Annotated in this window: 17 protein-coding genes; 12 read left to right on the top strand and 5 right to left on the bottom strand. The window is 32.5% G+C overall.

Features of this window, described 5'->3' with window-relative positions; translation table 11 throughout:
- Positions 1 to 7: 7 nt before the first annotated feature.
- The 11 genes from FDY99_RS09825 (at position 8) to FDY99_RS09775 (ending at position 11,211) form a co-directional block, all read left to right on the top strand.
- Positions 8 to 1,294: a cation:proton antiporter gene (locus FDY99_RS09825; protein ID WP_139421124.1), complete on the top strand. Its 1,287-nt coding sequence runs from the start codon at positions 8 to 10 to the stop codon at positions 1,292 to 1,294.
- A 27-nt stretch (positions 1,295 to 1,321) separates the two neighbouring features.
- The gene (locus tag FDY99_RS09820; RefSeq protein WP_139421123.1) at positions 1,322 to 1,969 is read left to right on the top strand and encodes a DUF4919 domain-containing protein; all 648 of its coding nucleotides are present in this window, start codon (positions 1,322 to 1,324) and stop codon (positions 1,967 to 1,969) included.
- A 1-nt stretch (position 1,970) separates the two neighbouring features.
- On the top strand, positions 1,971 to 2,687 hold the full coding sequence (locus FDY99_RS09815; protein WP_139421121.1) for a DNA alkylation repair protein: 717 nt from the start codon (positions 1,971 to 1,973) through the stop codon (positions 2,685 to 2,687).
- A 68-nt stretch (positions 2,688 to 2,755) separates the two neighbouring features.
- Positions 2,756 to 3,424, top strand: a complete 669-nt coding sequence (locus tag FDY99_RS09810; protein WP_139421119.1) for a hypothetical protein — start codon at positions 2,756 to 2,758, stop codon at positions 3,422 to 3,424.
- A gap of 13 nt (positions 3,425 to 3,437) precedes the next feature.
- The gene (locus tag FDY99_RS09805; protein ID WP_139421116.1) at positions 3,438 to 5,510 is read left to right on the top strand and encodes a hypothetical protein; all 2,073 of its coding nucleotides are present in this window, start codon (positions 3,438 to 3,440) and stop codon (positions 5,508 to 5,510) included.
- A gap of 90 nt (positions 5,511 to 5,600) precedes the next feature.
- Positions 5,601 to 6,827, top strand: coding sequence for a hypothetical protein (locus FDY99_RS09800; protein ID WP_139421114.1), 1,227 nt, complete (start codon positions 5,601 to 5,603; stop codon positions 6,825 to 6,827).
- A 6-nt stretch (positions 6,828 to 6,833) separates the two neighbouring features.
- Positions 6,834 to 7,172 carry a DUF6122 family protein gene (locus FDY99_RS09795; RefSeq protein ID WP_139421112.1) on the top strand — a complete coding sequence of 113 codons (339 nt, stop codon included), beginning with the start codon at positions 6,834 to 6,836 and terminating at the stop codon, positions 7,170 to 7,172.
- A gap of 112 nt (positions 7,173 to 7,284) precedes the next feature.
- Positions 7,285 to 8,022 carry a CPBP family intramembrane glutamic endopeptidase gene (locus tag FDY99_RS09790; protein WP_139421110.1) on the top strand — a complete coding sequence of 246 codons (738 nt, stop codon included), beginning with the start codon at positions 7,285 to 7,287 and terminating at the stop codon, positions 8,020 to 8,022.
- A gap of 60 nt (positions 8,023 to 8,082) precedes the next feature.
- On the top strand, positions 8,083 to 9,249 hold the full coding sequence (locus FDY99_RS09785) for a sensor histidine kinase (RefSeq protein ID WP_228448765.1): 1,167 nt from the start codon (positions 8,083 to 8,085) through the stop codon (positions 9,247 to 9,249).
- A 2-nt stretch (positions 9,250 to 9,251) separates the two neighbouring features.
- A complete protein-coding gene (locus tag FDY99_RS09780; RefSeq protein ID WP_139421108.1) occupies positions 9,252 to 9,956 on the top strand; it encodes a LytR/AlgR family response regulator transcription factor in 705 nt (234 codons plus the stop codon).
- 184 nt (positions 9,957 to 10,140) lie between these two features.
- Positions 10,141 to 11,211 (top strand): calcium:proton antiporter, encoded by a 1,071-nt coding sequence (locus tag FDY99_RS09775; RefSeq protein ID WP_139421106.1) that lies wholly within the window; start codon positions 10,141 to 10,143, stop codon positions 11,209 to 11,211.
- Between the two features lie 30 nt (positions 11,212 to 11,241).
- Here the strand turns inward: FDY99_RS09775 and FDY99_RS09770 are convergent, their stop codons facing one another.
- The gene (locus FDY99_RS09770) at positions 11,242 to 11,622 is read right to left on the bottom strand and encodes a group III truncated hemoglobin (RefSeq protein ID WP_139421104.1); all 381 of its coding nucleotides are present in this window, start codon (positions 11,620 to 11,622) and stop codon (positions 11,242 to 11,244) included.
- Positions 11,623 to 11,750: 128 nt separating this feature from the next.
- Here FDY99_RS09770 and FDY99_RS09765 point away from each other — a divergent pair, with 128 nt between their 5' ends.
- Positions 11,751 to 12,239 carry a YkgJ family cysteine cluster protein gene (locus FDY99_RS09765; protein WP_139421102.1) on the top strand — a complete coding sequence of 163 codons (489 nt, stop codon included), beginning with the start codon at positions 11,751 to 11,753 and terminating at the stop codon, positions 12,237 to 12,239.
- 119 nt (positions 12,240 to 12,358) lie between these two features.
- On the opposite strand, the gene FDY99_RS09760 is transcribed toward FDY99_RS09765, so the two are convergent.
- The 4 genes from FDY99_RS09760 to FDY99_RS09745 form a co-directional block, all read right to left on the bottom strand.
- A complete protein-coding gene (locus FDY99_RS09760; RefSeq protein WP_139421100.1) occupies positions 12,359 to 12,721 on the bottom strand; it encodes an iron chaperone in 363 nt (120 codons plus the stop codon).
- A 141-nt stretch (positions 12,722 to 12,862) separates the two neighbouring features.
- On the bottom strand, positions 12,863 to 14,221 hold the full coding sequence (gdhA, locus tag FDY99_RS09755; RefSeq protein WP_139421097.1) for an NADP-specific glutamate dehydrogenase: 1,359 nt from the start codon (positions 14,219 to 14,221) through the stop codon (positions 12,863 to 12,865).
- A 191-nt stretch (positions 14,222 to 14,412) separates the two neighbouring features.
- A complete protein-coding gene (gene dprA, locus FDY99_RS09750) occupies positions 14,413 to 15,522 on the bottom strand; it encodes a DNA-processing protein DprA (RefSeq protein ID WP_139421095.1) in 1,110 nt (369 codons plus the stop codon).
- A 35-nt stretch (positions 15,523 to 15,557) separates the two neighbouring features.
- Entirely contained in the window at positions 15,558 to 16,325 is a 768-nt protein-coding gene (locus FDY99_RS09745; RefSeq protein ID WP_139421094.1) for a rhomboid family intramembrane serine protease, read from the bottom strand.
- Positions 16,326 to 16,489: the final 164 nt, after the last annotated feature.

The following is a 16,489-nucleotide window of genomic DNA, read 5'->3' as shown; positions in this document are numbered from 1 at the left end:
AAATTTATTGGAATTATATTATTCATTTTCAGCGCTCATCGTATTAGCATCCATTTTTGCATATATCAATTATAGGTTTTTAAAACTTCCGAGTACTATCGGAATTATGGTTATTGCCATCGTGGTATCTATCATTTTGGTTTTATTTGGAGAAAACTTTCTTCCAAAAACATTCGGTCATCTGAATGATTTGATGAACAGTATCGACTTTACCGAAGTTCTGATGGGAGCGATGCTTAATTTTCTTCTTTTCGCGGGAGGAATCCATATTAATATTAATGATCTAAAAGAACAGTTCCGGCCGGTTCTTATATTTTCAACAGCCGGGGTGATTATTTCTACCTTTATTGTAGGATTTGGAATGTTTTATTTGTTACCGTTGGTAGGATTAAAAATTCCTTTCATTTACTGTTTGGTATTCGGAGCATTGATTTCACCAACTGATCCGGTTGCGGTTTTAAGTGTTTTAAAACAAGCCAAAGTTTCAAAATCATTAGAAACAAAAATTGCCGGAGAATCTTTATTTAATGACGGTATGGCGGTTGTGGTTTTCACGGTAGTTTTGCAGATTGCAGTAGGTGATAAAGTAGATTTAGGAGTAGAAAACATTACCATTCTATTAATGAAAGAAGCCGGAGGTGGATTACTTTTGGGGGTTCTTTTAGGTTGGGTAACTTCAAGATTAATGCGTGAAATTGATGATTATATTATCTCGGTTTTGGTAACACTTGCAGTTGTAATGGGAGGTTATCTTGTCGCAAGACAAATGCATGTTTCGGGTCCTTTGACCATGGTTGCAGCAGGATTGTTTATGGGTAATTTCAATGTTAAATTTAAAATGAAATCTATTACTCAAGATTACCTGATTAAATTTTGGGAACTGATTGACGAAATTCTGAATGCTGTTTTATTCCTTTTCATCGGGTTTGAATTGTTGATGATTAAAGACTTGAATCATTATGTAATTCCTGGATTATTGGCGATTGTTGTAGTTCTTTGTGCAAGATTTGCTTCGATTTGGGGGCCTACAAAATTCATGTCTTTCAGAACAAGATTTAGTCCGCAAACAATAAAAGTGTTGTTCTGGGGTGGAATTCGAGGTGGTGTTTCCATCGCTTTGGCGATGTCGATTCCTAAAAACGAATACAGCAATGCTATTTTAAGTATTACGTATTGTGTGGTGGTATTTTCTATTATTGTTCAGGGACTTACGATTGCTAAAGTTGCCAATCCAAAGAAGATTGCAGATGAAGAAAAAGAGCAGGAAAGTATTGCTTTAGAAGAAGATCATTAATTGTTTATGAATCAATAGAATTATCAAATGAAAAAGTTGCTTTTTTTACTGTTATTATTGTCTTTTGGATTTTGCTTTTCACAAATTAATGTTGAAGAGATAAAAAAGAATGTCACGGAAGATCCTCAGAAATATTTTTACAATTATTTAAATATTTTTAAAGAAGATCCTTCAAAACTTACACAGGCTGAAATGAATCAACTTTATTATGGAAGCAGATTTTTAAAAACAGAATACAATATGTCTGATTATAACCGTGACTACGATCAAGTCTGGAAACCTGCAAGTAAAAAAGGAATTTCTAAAAGTAAGGCTCAAAAAATCATTGTAAAAGCTGAAACAGAATATTCTAAAAACCCACTATCCACAGAAATACTAGCTTCAATGGTAAATATATATAATGCGATTGGAGATAAGACAAAGGCACAATTGTGCATATTGCAAAACAATACGATTATTAAAACAATTGATGAAAGCGGAACCGGTCAAAATGAAAATTCGCCGATTTGTGTAATTACTGCAGGAGATATGATCAACTTTGCAAAGCCTATCATGATGATGGGACGAGATTTTCAACAAAAAGATTTGCAAACGGACAAAGATTGTATGATGACAAAATATTCCAATGGTGCTAACAGCTTATTTGTTAAATGTATAGGCTGTTTAAATTTTTAGCATGGAAACTTATAATCAGATTTTAGAAGCTTTAAACGAGTTGTCTATTCCCGAAAAAGCGGCTTTTTTTCCTAAGTTTTTCAAAACAGGAAAAGGAGAGTATGGTGAAGGCGATTTGTTTTTGGGAGTAAAAGTTCCGGATCAAAGAGCTGTTGCCAAAGAATATTATGCTAAAATTTCTTTAGATGAATTGAGCGAGTTGCTTTCCTCGTCTTATCATGAGCATCGTTTAACGGCTTTAATTATGCTGATTTCTAAGTTTGAAAAGACGAAAGATTTATCCGTAAAAGAAGAAATCATCGATTTCTATCTTAAACATCTGGATTTCATCAATAATTGGGATCTGGTTGACACGAGCTGTTATAAAATTTTAGGCAGGTATGCTTTTGAAAATCAGAAAGAAAACCTTTTGAAAACTCTTGCAGGTTCCGATCAAATGTGGCACAAAAGAATTGCTGTTGTAGGAACAATGCATTATATAAAAAAGGGCTCATTTGAATTAACGAAAGAGTTTGTAACGCAAAATCTTTATCATCCGCATGATTTGATGCACAAAGCAAACGGCTGGCTTTTAAGAGAAATGGGAAATAAAAACGAGGCTGAATTGATATCTTATTTAAATCAATATTACAAAGAAATGCCAAGAACTTGCCTTCGTTATGCCATCGAAAAATTAGACGAAGAATTACGTCAGGATTATCTGAAAGGCAGAATTTAAACATGATTGATTTCACCTTTTGAAGAGGTAAATTAAAAATAAGTAAATTTGCGTTTCAACACGAACTTATGAAAATATATTTCAGACATATTTTTCTGCTGATTTCTTTATTTCTTTTGACAAGCTGTTTTGATATTCTTGATAAAGTAAATGTCAAAGCAGACGGAAGCGGAGAATATTCGCTTATTCTGAATGCCAGTAAAAGCAAAACAAGATTGGCTTCCATCTCAAAAATGGAAACCGTAAATGGGAAAAAAGTTCCTAAAAAAGCTGAAATTGAAGCTAAAATTAACGAAGCTGCAAGAATTTTTAAAAGCGTTCCCGGAATTTTAAATGTCAAAACTTCTATGGATTTTGATAACTACATTCTTAAATTGAGCTGTAATTTCAAAAAAATCGAAAATATTAATGCCGGATTAGAGCAGCTGAAAGCAAAAAATCTTTTAGGAAAAATGGTTCCTACCCAAATTTATAGTCAGAGTTCAGATAAAAAATCTTTTACGAGAAATAAGATCAATACTTTTAAAAGTGATTACGAGAAACTGAGTAAAGCTGATAAAGAGGTTTTTAATGAAGCAAAATACACTTCGATCTTACAGTTTGAAAACACCATTAAATCTCAATCTAATTCCGCTTATTTATTGTCTCCCAACAAGAAAGCTTTAAAGCTGGACGGAAATATCTTAGACTTTATTCTTCAGAAAAAACAGATTCAAAATAATATTATTCTACAATAACCAACCTCAAAATATGAAATCTCTATTTTTAAAAACACAAACCATTTTTTTAATTCTTTTTGGTTTTGTGCTGACTTTTGCGCAAAATAGCATGAAAATTCCGCAAAATGCAGTTTTTTACATGGAAGTGAACGGAAAACAGCTTAATAAAAAAGTTAACTGGGAAAAATTCAATCCTTTCTTACAGGAAATCACCAAAGATAAAGGCAAAAATAAAAAAGCTTCATGGAACGATTATTCCAAAACGGGGATAAAATACGATGCAACTCAGTATCATTATGCCACAATGAATGATTCTGTGAAATCTTACAACACCCATTTCACTTTAGAAAATCCGGAAAAGTTTCAGGAATTTATCAATTCGGTAAAGAAAAAAGGACAGGAAGTAACCAAGAAAAATAATTACTCATACGTTGATATCGAAGATGATATTTTTGTTGCTTGGAGCGGAAACCGCGCAGTTTTAAGCTTGATGAGCTATGATAAACCATATAAATGGAATGATGATTATGCGATTGACAGTGCTGCAACGGTTGTTGATACTGTAGCTATTGCGATTGATAGTGTGGCTACAGCTTATGAGGAAGAAGTAAAGCCTTTTGATTATAAAGAAGAGATTAAATATCTGAAAGACGATATTAAATATTTAAAAGAAAGCATTAAAGATAATAATGCTGAAATCTCAAAGCTCCAGAAAGACATTAAATACCTTGAAAAGCATCACAAATATCCAGAAGAAAAGAAAGAACCGGAAATCACCGAAGCGATAAAAGATTCTACTTACACACCAAATGTAGAAGTTTTGCCGCCGCCAATTTCGCAGGATGATTATTATAGTGAAGACCCTTATGAAGTAGATTCCAGTTATCAGAAAGAAATGGATTCGCTGAATATTGAAAAATTTAAAATCGTTAAGAAGTTTGCAGAAGATAGCTTTAATCTGTATTTCAATTCAAATGGTGAGCTTTCTGTGACTAAAGATATGTTGAGTTTCAGAGATCCGAATTCTGATGTTTTTATCTATGCAGATTATGGAAAGATTGTGAATGAAGGAATCTACGGGAAAATGCCTGCAAGCTTCAATTTTACAGGTGTTTTAGGTAAAATGTATAATTCGAATACTTCTTATAACCTGTATTTCGATAAAGATAAAGTAAGACTCGTTAATAATTATCAGCATAAAGATTCTGAAACACAAAAGAATATTTCTGAGGTTTATAAAGGGAAGAAGAACAAAAAACTGGCTGCTTTAATCAATGATAAAAGTGTGGGTTATTATGTGATGAATGTGAATGGTTCTAAATATTTTGATATGATGTACGGTTTGTTGAAAAACACAGGGGAAACTGAATATCAGAAAGAAATGGAACTGATGATGGAAACAATGAAAATTGTTTTGGATGAAGAAGCTATTGCAAAAATTGCTCCCGGAAACGGAATTTTCGTTCTGAATGAATTGAAATCTAAAAACGTAGAATACACCGATTACGATTACGACGATGATTACAACGAAAAAGAAGTAAAGAAAACCAAAGATGTGATGGTTCCCGATTTTACGTTTGCCTTCGCTACGGAAAACGAAAACTATTGGAAACGCGTTTTCAATGTACTGACTTCCAATAAAGCTTTTGCCAAAAACTTCTCTAAAAATGGCGAATTTTATGTCTTTAAAGACGAGAAGAATAAGAACGGATATGTTGATCAGTTATTTTTCACAGTAAAAGAAGGAATTGTTTATGTAACGACTTCAAAAGATAATATTAACACCAACAATCAGTCTGAAATTTCTAAGCAATGGATGAAAGATTCTTCTAAATATCCATTGTCCGGAAGATTAAATATTCAAAAACTTCTGATTGGTTTAGACAAAGAATTTAAAAGTAAATCTGAAAGAAAAACACTAGATTTCTTAAGAAAAAATGTAGGTGAAGTTTATTTTAAAACTGAAGCAAAAGGCGGAAGCATTCAGACGGAAATGAATTATAATATTAAAAATTCTTCAGAAAACAGTTTGATGTATTTCTTCGATTTGTTTGATGAAATATACAAGATTTCAGAGTCTGAAAAACCTTCAAAAACGTTATAAACGGTATCAGTAGAAACGGGCTTTAGCCCGTTTTCTTAATTTTAATGTAAATTGGCTGTAGCCAAAAAAGATAATTTTTGTAAGAAATTTATGAAGAAAAAATATATTTTTCTTGTCATTATAATCCTGCTTTCGGTTGGAATTTATTTTCTGTTTTTTCATAAAGATAAAAACCTGAAATATATTCCCGAAAATGCAGATGTTGTTGTTTTGGTTGATGTTAAAAAAGCGATAGGACAATATGTTTTCAGCTTTTTAACGCATCCTTCAAAATGGTTTGAAGATTCTAAAAAAGATAAAACCAAAATCTCTATTTCAGATTCCGGTTTAGAAATCCCCGATTTTTTACAAGTTTTTCATTTAAACAATACCAAAATTTCTGAATGGTACACTGTTTTAGAAATCAAAGATCAGATGAAATTTTCAGCATTTTTAAAGAATAACCAATTTGTAAATAATGGAAAAGATCAATTTAAAAACGATCAGTTTTTCATAAAAATTGATGGCGAAAAATGTTTTGTAGGAACATCAAACCTGAATTTTAAGAATATCGGAAAACCGTTCTCTCAAAAATTTAGAAATCAGATTTTAAATGCAGATTCTTTTATGAATGATGGTTTAGGAAGCATTTCTTTTCTTTCAGAATTGCGCACTCAAAACTTTTCAATCAATGTAAAAGATAACGAAATCGAAATAAAAAACGAAACGAATTCTATCGATTTTGAATCATTAATTTCGGATTTAAATAATGAAACTCAATTTTTAAATGCTGAATTAGATTCAGAAAACATCAAAAAAATAAGTTCTGTTTTTAAAGAAAATATTTCAGATTCTTTATCAGTTAATTATTTGAAAATGAGTGCTAATCTTGCCGAAGTAAACGACACGATTATCAGTTATGGTTACGACGATAATTTTAATGAAATTGAAAAAATATCTTATCAGAAAATCGTTCAGCCCGATTATGAAATTCTACTTCAATCTTCCAATCCCAATAAAACCTTGGAATATTTCCAGCGTAAAAGATGGATGAATGCACAAAATCAGTTGACGGCAATTCCTTTTCAGCCCAATTTAATTAGTTCGGATAAGAATCAGATTTCTATAAAATCTACCAGAAAATCTGTAAAATTATGCGAAACAAAAAAACAAAACTACATTTTCGTCAAAAATAATCCTCTCTTGTTTTCATCGTTTAAAACATTAAACAACCAAATTTTTAAAGAAGTAGAATATCTTTTTTATGGAAATAAAAATCAGGATTACACGGTGAAAATTAAATTTAAGAAAGAAAAGTATCCATTAATTTTAAGATAAAACGAGATGTGTCCTCCTGAAATTGATTTACTGAAAACGTGTACGCATTACTTTCTGCATTTGGCTTTTCCTGCAGTTATAGCTTTTGTTTTTTATCGTAATCAATGGAAAAGAGTTTATCTTATTCTTTTGGCGACAATATTGGTTGATCTCGATCATTTGTTTGCAGATCCTATTTTCGATCCCGACAGAATGAGTGTAGGTTTTCATTTTCTTCATTCTTATTATGCAATTGCGGTGTATTTTTTACTGCTCTTTTTTAAAGGAAATTTAAGAATTATCGGCATCGGTTTGCTCTTTCATATGCTGACCGATTTTCAGGATTTTGTTTTGTGGTGTCATTAATTTCTACGCTCTCGCTGAGCTGAAAAATTTTCATCGGTAAAAAAGCGGTTTCCATCGGTAAAGTTTCCAAACGATCACAGCGGAATATAATTTTGACAAAAAATTAACAATTATGTCATTATTCACACCACTTATTTGGATTCTTATTGTGCTTCCTTTCATTGCTTTAGCTTTATTTAGATCAGAAAAAGTAAATTTAAAATACCTCTTCTTTTTTATTCTCTATTTCTTGGCAGACTGTTACATTCAGCATTTGTCTAAACTCTATTTTGATCTTGGTTTTTTGGGATTAAAATTTGCTTGGATTGGTAAAATTCTGAGTATATGTCTTTCTTTAATTGTTATTTTTTCTGTTTCAAAATCAGATAGAGTAGCGATAGGTTTTACGACCAAAACAAATTCTAAAAGCCAGTTGAAATCAGGGGTTTTGATTTTCATCGGTTTTTTGATTTTCGATTTTATCTTCAAAATGATCTTATTTCCTAAAGGTGGAAATTTCGATTTAGAAACTTTTGTTTTTCAAATGACGATGCCTGGTATAACGGAAGAATTGGTTTTCAGAGGAATTTTATTTTGGTTGCTCGATAAGACTTTTGCTCCAAACTGGAATTTTAAAGGAGTGAAATTCGGATGGGGATTCGTCATTATAACAATACTTTTTGCAGTTGCTCACGGCGTTGTACTGACCGAAAATCATGAGTTTAAATTTGATCTGATTACGATTGTTTATTTAACATTGATCTCTTCTTTAAGTGTTGGAATATTGAGAAAGCTTTCGGGAAATCTTATTTTTTCTATTTTGGGCCACAATGCAATCAATACGATGAACGCGGTCATCAGAATTTTATAATAATTACCATTCATACAGCTTCAAAAAACTATCTTTGGAGCTGTTTTTTCAATTGTAATCATGCAACAGAGAAAAATGTCTTCCAATTATTTTACAGCAAGAATCGGGGAGTTCAATTTTGAAAAATTTTACACCAGTCGAAAAAGATTGATGTTTCACATTTTAATGTGGCTTAGTTTTGCTCTTTTGCTGTTTTTGAGTTACCGATTAGCCTATCATCTTACTTATTTCAACAGTTTTATCCTTACGATGAGAATGTGTGTTGTAAATATGATTGTTTTCTACATGTTCTTCTATTTATTTCTTCCGAAAATTCTAAAACAACCGTTAAGTTCGGCAGTTTACGGTTTGGTTTTCAGCTTTCCGGTGTTTGTTATTATTTGGCTTTTGTCAACATTTTCTTTTTCTCTGATTTATCACAGTCTCGGATATGAAATTTTAAATGGCGAATTGAAAGGAGTGATTGCAGCAAGCGCAAATCAGACTTTTTGGCAAGCAATATCTTTAAACAGGATGGTTTCTCAGGCGATTATCATCATTTCAATTTTGTCACCTTTCTTTTTTGTGAAAATATTGTTTGAAATTTCAAAACTCTACAGCCGCACCATCAATATACAAAAGCAGAAATCACTTTTGGAAATTCAGAATATTAATATTGAAAAAGACTTTTTGAAATCTCAACTAAATCCGCATTTTCTTTTTAATACTTTGAATAATTTGTACAGTCTTAGTCTTAAAAAAGATGATGCAGTTCCTGAAGTGATTCTTAATCTTTCAGACACAATGAGCTACACTTTGTATGAATCTAATACCGAAATAGTGGAATTATGGAAAGAAATGGAATTTGTGAAAAATTATGTCGAACTTGAAAAAATGCGTTATTCTTCAGACAAAAATATTCATTATGAATTTCCTTCTGAAAAAGACTGTCAAGGTTTGAGAATTGCTCCGCTTCTGACGTTTACTTTTATAGAAAATGCTTTTAAATATGGTTTAAAATCGAAGTGCGCAGGATTTTTAAAGCTTAAAATAAAAGTAGAAAATGACAATTTTATTTTTGAACTGGAAAATGATTTAGAAATAAGCATGAAAAAAAATACTCACGGCGGAATTGGACTTGAAAATGTAAGAAAACGTCTTCAGCTTTTGTATCCGGATAACCATCAGCTGGAAATTTTAAATTCAGAAAGTGTTTTCAGAGTGAAATTAATAATCGATTTAAACTAATAATGAACAAAATAAACTGTATCATCATTGATGACGAACCGCTTGGAAGAGATGTTGTAGAATCGTTTGCGAAAGAAGTTTCTTATCTCAATATTCTCGGAGCTTTTGAAAATCCGGTAGAAGCAATGATTTTTGTGAAAGAAAATAGGGTAGATCTTATTTTAAGCGATATTGAAATGCCCAAAATAACTGGCTTGGAATTACTAAAAACATTAGAAAACCCACCAGTGTTTATTTTTATTACAGCTTACCGTGAGTTTGCTTTGGATGGTTTTGATACAGGAGCAATAGATTATTTGGTGAAACCCGTTCGCTTTGACAGGTTTTTAAAAGCCATTCAAAAAGCTAAGGATTATTTAAATTTAAAAAGAAACTTTAATGGTTTACAAGAACAAAGCGACCGAATTTTTATAAAATCTGAAGGAAAAATTATTAAAATTCTTTTATCTGAAATTATATATATCGAAGCGCAAGGTGACTATTTAAATGTAGAAACATCATCAGAAGTTTATTCAACACAAATGACACTTTCTTCGATGGAAGAAAGCATAAAAAATGAAAAGTTTCTTAGAATCCAGCGTTCATTTATTCTCAATCTAGATTTTGTAAGAAGCATTCACGGAAATAAGGTAGAACTACTCAATGGAAAATCTATTTCTATTTCAATCAGTAAGAAAGAGGAACTTTTTAGATTGTTGGGGATGTAATTTGCTTTTTACGGTGTATTTTTTGCTTCTCTTTTTTAAAGAATTTAAGAATAAATGAAATTGGCTGCTGTTTTTCATGTTGCTTGATTTTCAGTATTTTGAATGATTTTCTTATTAAAATATTATTAATATTTTCTTTTAAGATTGTGAATTTGATAGATTTTTTGTATTTTAGAGTCACTTTATGAAGCCAAAAGAATTTTTACAATACACCTATATTTTTCCCGTTCTTGCTGTAATTTACTACTTCGCAGGATTCATGGGACAAGGACTTATTTCTGATATTATTGCAGGAATTTTATTAACCGGAAGTGTTTTATCTGCGGTACATCATGCAGAAGTAGTCGCTCACAAAGTTGGCGAACCTTACGGAACGATCATTTTAGCGCTCTGTATCACAATTATTGAAGTTGCGCTTATTGTTTCGCTGATGGTTGCAGGTGGAGAACAGGCCATTACTTTAGCCAGGGATACGGTTTTTGCGGCCGTAATGATTATTCTCAACGGAATTATTGGTATTTGTGTATTGGTGGGTGGTGTAAAATATTTTGAACAGTTTTTTGCCCGAACTTCTGCTACAACCTATCTCGTAAGTATTGTTTCTATTTTGGTGATCACTTTGGTTCTTCCCAATTTTACTTCAAGCGTCAATGGACCTTATTATAATAATGCACAATTGGTTTTTGTTTCTATTGCCTGTCTTGTGATTTATGGAGTCTTTTTAATGGTGCAAACCGTGAGACACAGAAGTTATTTTGTTCCAGCAGACGGAAATGCAGAAGAACATTTTATACCGAATAAAACACAGGCAATTGTGAGCTTTTTCTTGTTGGTTGTATGTCTGATCATTGTTGTTTTAATGGCAAAAGGTCTTTCTAAAACAATCGAAGATATGGTGCAAAGTATGGGTGCTCCAAAATCTTTAGTAGGTGTTATTATTGCGGGTGTTGTGCTTCTTCCGGAAGGTTTGGCGGCAATTCGAGCAGCAAGAAATAATCAGTTTCAGTCGAGTTTAAATTTGGCTTTAGGATCTGCTTTAGCAAGTATTGGATTGAGTATTCCTGCAATTTCTGCAGTAAGTATTATGTATGACATTCCTTTGGTTTTAGGTCTTGATAAGAAAGATATTATACTTCTTACTTTGTCTGTATTTATCGTGATGTTATCCTTAAGCCGAGGGAAAACCAATGTTTTATACGGAACCGTTTTGATGGTGAATTTAGCAGCCTATATCTTTACTGTAATTGTACCGTAATTTTTAACTCGAAACGAAAAACTCGGAACTCTACATTTTTCTCGCCATTTCCATTTTGTAAGCCATCAGATTGGCAATGTTTTCAGATTTTGTGATGGCCATAGAAGCGTTTTGACCTGTGAAATTCTCTTCAATTGTTTGTTTCCATAATTCAAGCCATCTTTCAAAATGTCTTTTTCCCATCGCTTCCAATTGGTTGATGGGAAAATGTACCGCCATCGGGTTTCCTTTGTAGCTCATTTGCCCGAAAAGAATGCTTTCCCAGAATGAATACATTTTTGGTAAATGTTTATCCCAATCTACTTTTATAATGTCTTTAAAGAAGAAACCAATCGTTTCATCTTTTACTACTTTGTCGTAAAATGAATTAACCAATAACTCTATATCTTCTCTTGATTCTAAATTTTTCATTGTAATGAATTTATCTTATCAAATTTAGTTTAATTCTAAATCTTAAAGAAGCTCCTTTAATTGATAAAATTCATGAAAACAATATTTTATCTTTGTAGTCTGCTTTTCGGCATATTAAAAAAAATGATTTGAATTTAGACTTTTATAAAACCCAGGCTTTACAGAAACAGAAAGAACACAAAAAGTTTTTGGATGGTTTAAAGAAAAAACCGCCTAAAATCCTGGATTATGTTGTTCAGGAAACTCATGAGGAAGTCTTTGAAAGAGTAGATTGCCTTCAGTGTGCCAATTGCTGTAAAACAACTGGGCCGCTTTATGTCGAAAAAGATATAGAAAGAATTTCAAAGCATTTACGAATGAAACAGGCAGATTTTGAAGCTAAATTTCTGCGTGTGGATGAAGATAATGACAAAGTGTTACAGAATCTTCCGTGTTATTTTTTGAATGATGATAATACGTGTTCTATTTACGAAGTTCGACCAAAAGCATGCAGAGAATATCCACATACAGACCGGAAAAAGATTTATCAAATCAATCATTTAATGATAAAAAACACGGTGATTTGTCCGGTTGCTTTTGAATTTGTAGAAAGTATGATGAAGAATTTGAATAAATAAGATTATCATTCAGGTTAATGTTTTGGTTTTTTAAGATAGCAGTCCTACGGACTGCTTCATTCATGCACGAAACTATTTCTACACAGATACGGCTCCTACGGAGCCGAACCTCTTTTAAATCAAGCTTTATTTATTTCAGAGATTCTGAATTGCACCATTTTTTCAATCAAATCCAACGGTAAATCTTCTTTTAGAGGAAACTGTACTGCACCTTTAGAAAACTTATATTTTCTTTTAATAAAATCATTTTCAAAATGTACAATTGCTTCTGGAAGTGGATAAAAACCAATGTGATTTTTATAAGCTGCAAAATAAACCAAAGGTTTTTCTTTATATTTAAAAGCAGGCATTTGATAACCAATATATTCTTCCAAATCGGGGTTTTGGGAGTGTATTGCTTTTCTTAAAATCTCCATTTTCAACTGTACTTCTTCGGGAAAGAGAAGAAAATATTCATTAAAATTTGTGAATGTATCTTTCATAGGAAATATTTTCATAAAAATAAAAAAAAGCGCTGAACTGGATATTCAACGCTTTCCTCTTTCACTATTACTTTTTTCCCTTTATAATCCCGGGACAGGTTTATGAAAAAAGGTCGGGGAAACTTCCCGACCTTTATATTTTTATACTACACCTTGAGCAAGCATTGCTTCAGCTACTTTTACGAATCCAGCGATGTTAGCGCCTTTTACGTAGTTCACATAGCCATCTTCCTCTTTACCGTAGTCTCTACAAGCTTTGTGGATTCCGATCATGATCTCTTTCAGTCTTGCGTCAACTTCCTCAGAAGTCCAGTTTAGTCTGATAGAGTTTTGAGTCATTTCTAAACCTGAAGTAGCTACACCACCTGCGTTAGATGCTTTTCCTGGAGAGAACAATACTTTGTTTTCAAGGAAATAATTAATAGCATCTAAAGTTGAAGGCATATTAGCAGCTTCAGTTACACAAACGCAACCGTTTTCTACTAATAATCTTGCATCTTCTAAATGAAGTTCGTTTTGAGTTGCAGAAGGGATTGCTACATCACACTTCACTTCCCAAGGACGTTTTCCAGCGTGGAATACTGCAGAAGGATATTTTTTAGCGTAATCTTCAGCTCTGTTATTTCCAGAAGCTCTAAGCTCTAATAAATAATCGATCTTATCACCATCGATCCCGTCTTTATCGTAGATGTAACCGTCAGGTCCTGAAAGTGTAACCACTTTACCACCTAGTTCGTTTACTTTTTTGATAACTCCCCAAGCTACGTTTCCGAAACCTGAAACAGTTACTGTTTTATCTTTAAAAGTTTGTCCGATAGTTTTCAGCATTTGTTCAGCGAAGTAAACAACACCATAACCAGTCGCTTCAGGACGGATCAATGATCCACCGTAAGCAAGACCTTTTCCGGTAAGAACTCCTGTAAACTCGTTTCTTACTTTCTTGTACTGACCGAATAAATATCCGATCTCTCTTGCTCCAACACCGATATCTCCCGCAGGAACGTCAGTTTCAGGACCAATGTGCTTGCATAGTTCTGTCATGAAAGCCTGGCAAAAACGCATTACTTCCATATCCGTTTTTCCTTGTGGGTCAAAATCAGAACCACCTTTTCCACCTCCCATTGGAAGCGTAGTTAAAGAGTTTTTGAAAACTTGCTCAAAAGCTAAGAATTTAAGTACAGAAAGGTTTACGGTAGGGTGGAAACGGATTCCTCCTTTGTAAGGACCAATTGCAGAGTTCATCTGAATTCTGAAACCTCTGTTTACCTGAATTTCACCTTTGTCATCAACCCATGGAACTCTGAAAATAATAATTCTTTCCGCTTCAGCCATTCTCTCTAGGAGCTTCATTCCGGTATATTCTTTTCTTGTCAAGATAAACGGAATTACGGTTACAGCAACTTCTTTTACTGCCTGTAAAAATTCCGGTTCGTTAGGATTTTTTGCCTCAATTTTAGCAATAAACTCCTGGATTTTCTGGTCAATATTATATTGTTCCATATTAGGTAGGGTTGAATATTATGCCAACAAATTTAATTTTTTTTTCAAGATTCACAATAGCATATTTGATAATTGCTGAAAATTGAATAATAATGAATCAAAATATTATTAAATTGATAATTTTAAACTAAATTTTATTAAAAATTAAATGTTATATGTGAAATAATGAAATATTAAGAAATCGTTAATTATTACATTGCTATAAATTGTCTCCCGGAAAACGATTTTACTTTTCCCAAAAGCTCTAATTCTAAAATTACAGGCAATAATTTGTGCGAAGACACCGATATTTTCTCTGCTAAATCGTCTAAAGTGATGTGTGGATTTTCTGAAATGTTTTTATATATTAATTCTTGATTTTCAGATAATTGAATTGTAATTTTGCTGTGTGGGAAAAGCTCTTCTATTTTTTCTTTAGGATCATTAAATCCGAGCAGATCAAACAAGTCTTTAATGGTGGAAATTGCAGTCGCTTTATTCTGAAAAATTAAATGATTGCATCCTTGACTGTATTTGTCACCGATTCTTCCGGGAAGAGCAAAAACGTCTCTGTTATAAGTGTTTGCGAAGGTTGCTGTACTGATAGATCCGCCTCCGAATGCTGTTTCTACAACAATAGTAGCAGGAGAAATTCCGGCAACAATTCTGTTTCTTTGGATAAAATTTTCACGATCTGGCTTTCTTGACGAATTAAATTCGGTTAGTAAACCTCCGTTTTCTTCAAGAATTTTTTCTGAAAGTTTTTTGTTTTTGGAAGGATAGAAGGTGTGGAAACCATGCGCTAAAACTCCGATGGTAGGAATCTGATGTTTTAAAGATTGCTCATGAACTTCTTTGTCAACACCCAAAGCCAAACCGCTGACAGAAATAAACTGATGGGATTTTGATTCTTCAAAAAAATCTTCAATGAATTTTTTTCCGTAAGACGTTATATTTCTGGTTCCGACTAAACTTATAGTTTTTAAATTGGTTTCAAAGCTCCCTTTCTGATAAAGTATTGCAGGAGCATCATCACATTCATTTAATAAAAAAGGAAGATCATTCTGATGACGCAAATTAATTTTTATGGAATTCTTTTCGCAAAATGAAAGTTCTTCTTCGGCAAATTTAAGATGTTCAGGATTTCCAATATCGGAAATGATTTTCATACCGATTCCGTCGGTTTTGCTGAGTTCTTTCTTAGAAGTTTTCCAAACATTTTCTGCTGTTCCAAAACGGCGTACAAGTTTGGAAAAATTAATATCACCAATAAAATTACACTCGCGAAGAGCGATAGAATAAAGATGTTCTTCAGAATACATTTGTGTTATTTTATTCAAATGTAGCAAATTAGGATTTATTTTCGCCTTAATTCTTCCAAATAATCCCAAACATCTTCATTTTTTTTATAAGGCAATTCCAGGAAATCATCGGGATGGTTTTCTTTGTATTCCTGCCAAAGTTTATCATCTTTTTCGCTGTAGTAATTGGGGAATTCCCAGATATATCTTTTTTTCTTTTCTCCTGATCCTTTAAAAATATAAGCCATTGCGCTTCCCATTAAAGCACCGGATAAATGAGCCTGCCAAGAAATTTTACTTGGTTCGTTAAGATTATTAAAAAGCTCTTCGGGAAACATCCCCCAGATTAAACTTCCATAATATAAAACTACCAGAAGTGAAATGGTCAAAAGCTTCATATTCCATTTAAAAACTCCACTGAAAAAAAGAAAAAACGCCAAAACATATACAACACCACTCGCTCCAATGGTGCATGTGTAATTATACTCTCCGGTCATAATATCAATCGGAGGCAACAGCCAAAGAAGAAGACCTGTACTTATCCAACCTATCACAAAAACTTTGGTGGCTACTTCAGAATAAAACTGATACAATAAAAACATAAGCACTGCAATCGGGATAGAGTTTCCTATGATATGATCGATACTTCCATGTAAAAGAGGCGAAGTTATGATTCCCAATAAACCTTCAGGCAAAAGCGGAATAATTGCCCCGAAACAGCTCGAGAAAAATCCCATTGTCTGCAAAAGGTATCCAAACCACATTGCAGCAAGCATCAATAAGGGAGCGATAAATGCTTTTTTGTGAATTATATTTTTAATCATACAGGTAAGATGTCAAATCAAAAGCCAAGTATAAATTTCGGAAATTTTGGCGATGATTTGGGATATTGCAATTGATTTAAGACAAAAAGTAATGATTTTAAAATGAAATATTTACAGATGAGATATTTCTGCAACAGGTTTTCTAAAAATGTCCTGAAAATAAT

The organism is Chryseobacterium mulctrae (assembly GCF_006175945.1).
Lineage (GTDB): Bacteria > Bacteroidota > Bacteroidia > Flavobacteriales > Weeksellaceae > Chryseobacterium > Chryseobacterium mulctrae.
This window is presented reverse-complemented; position numbering and strand designations above follow the sequence as displayed.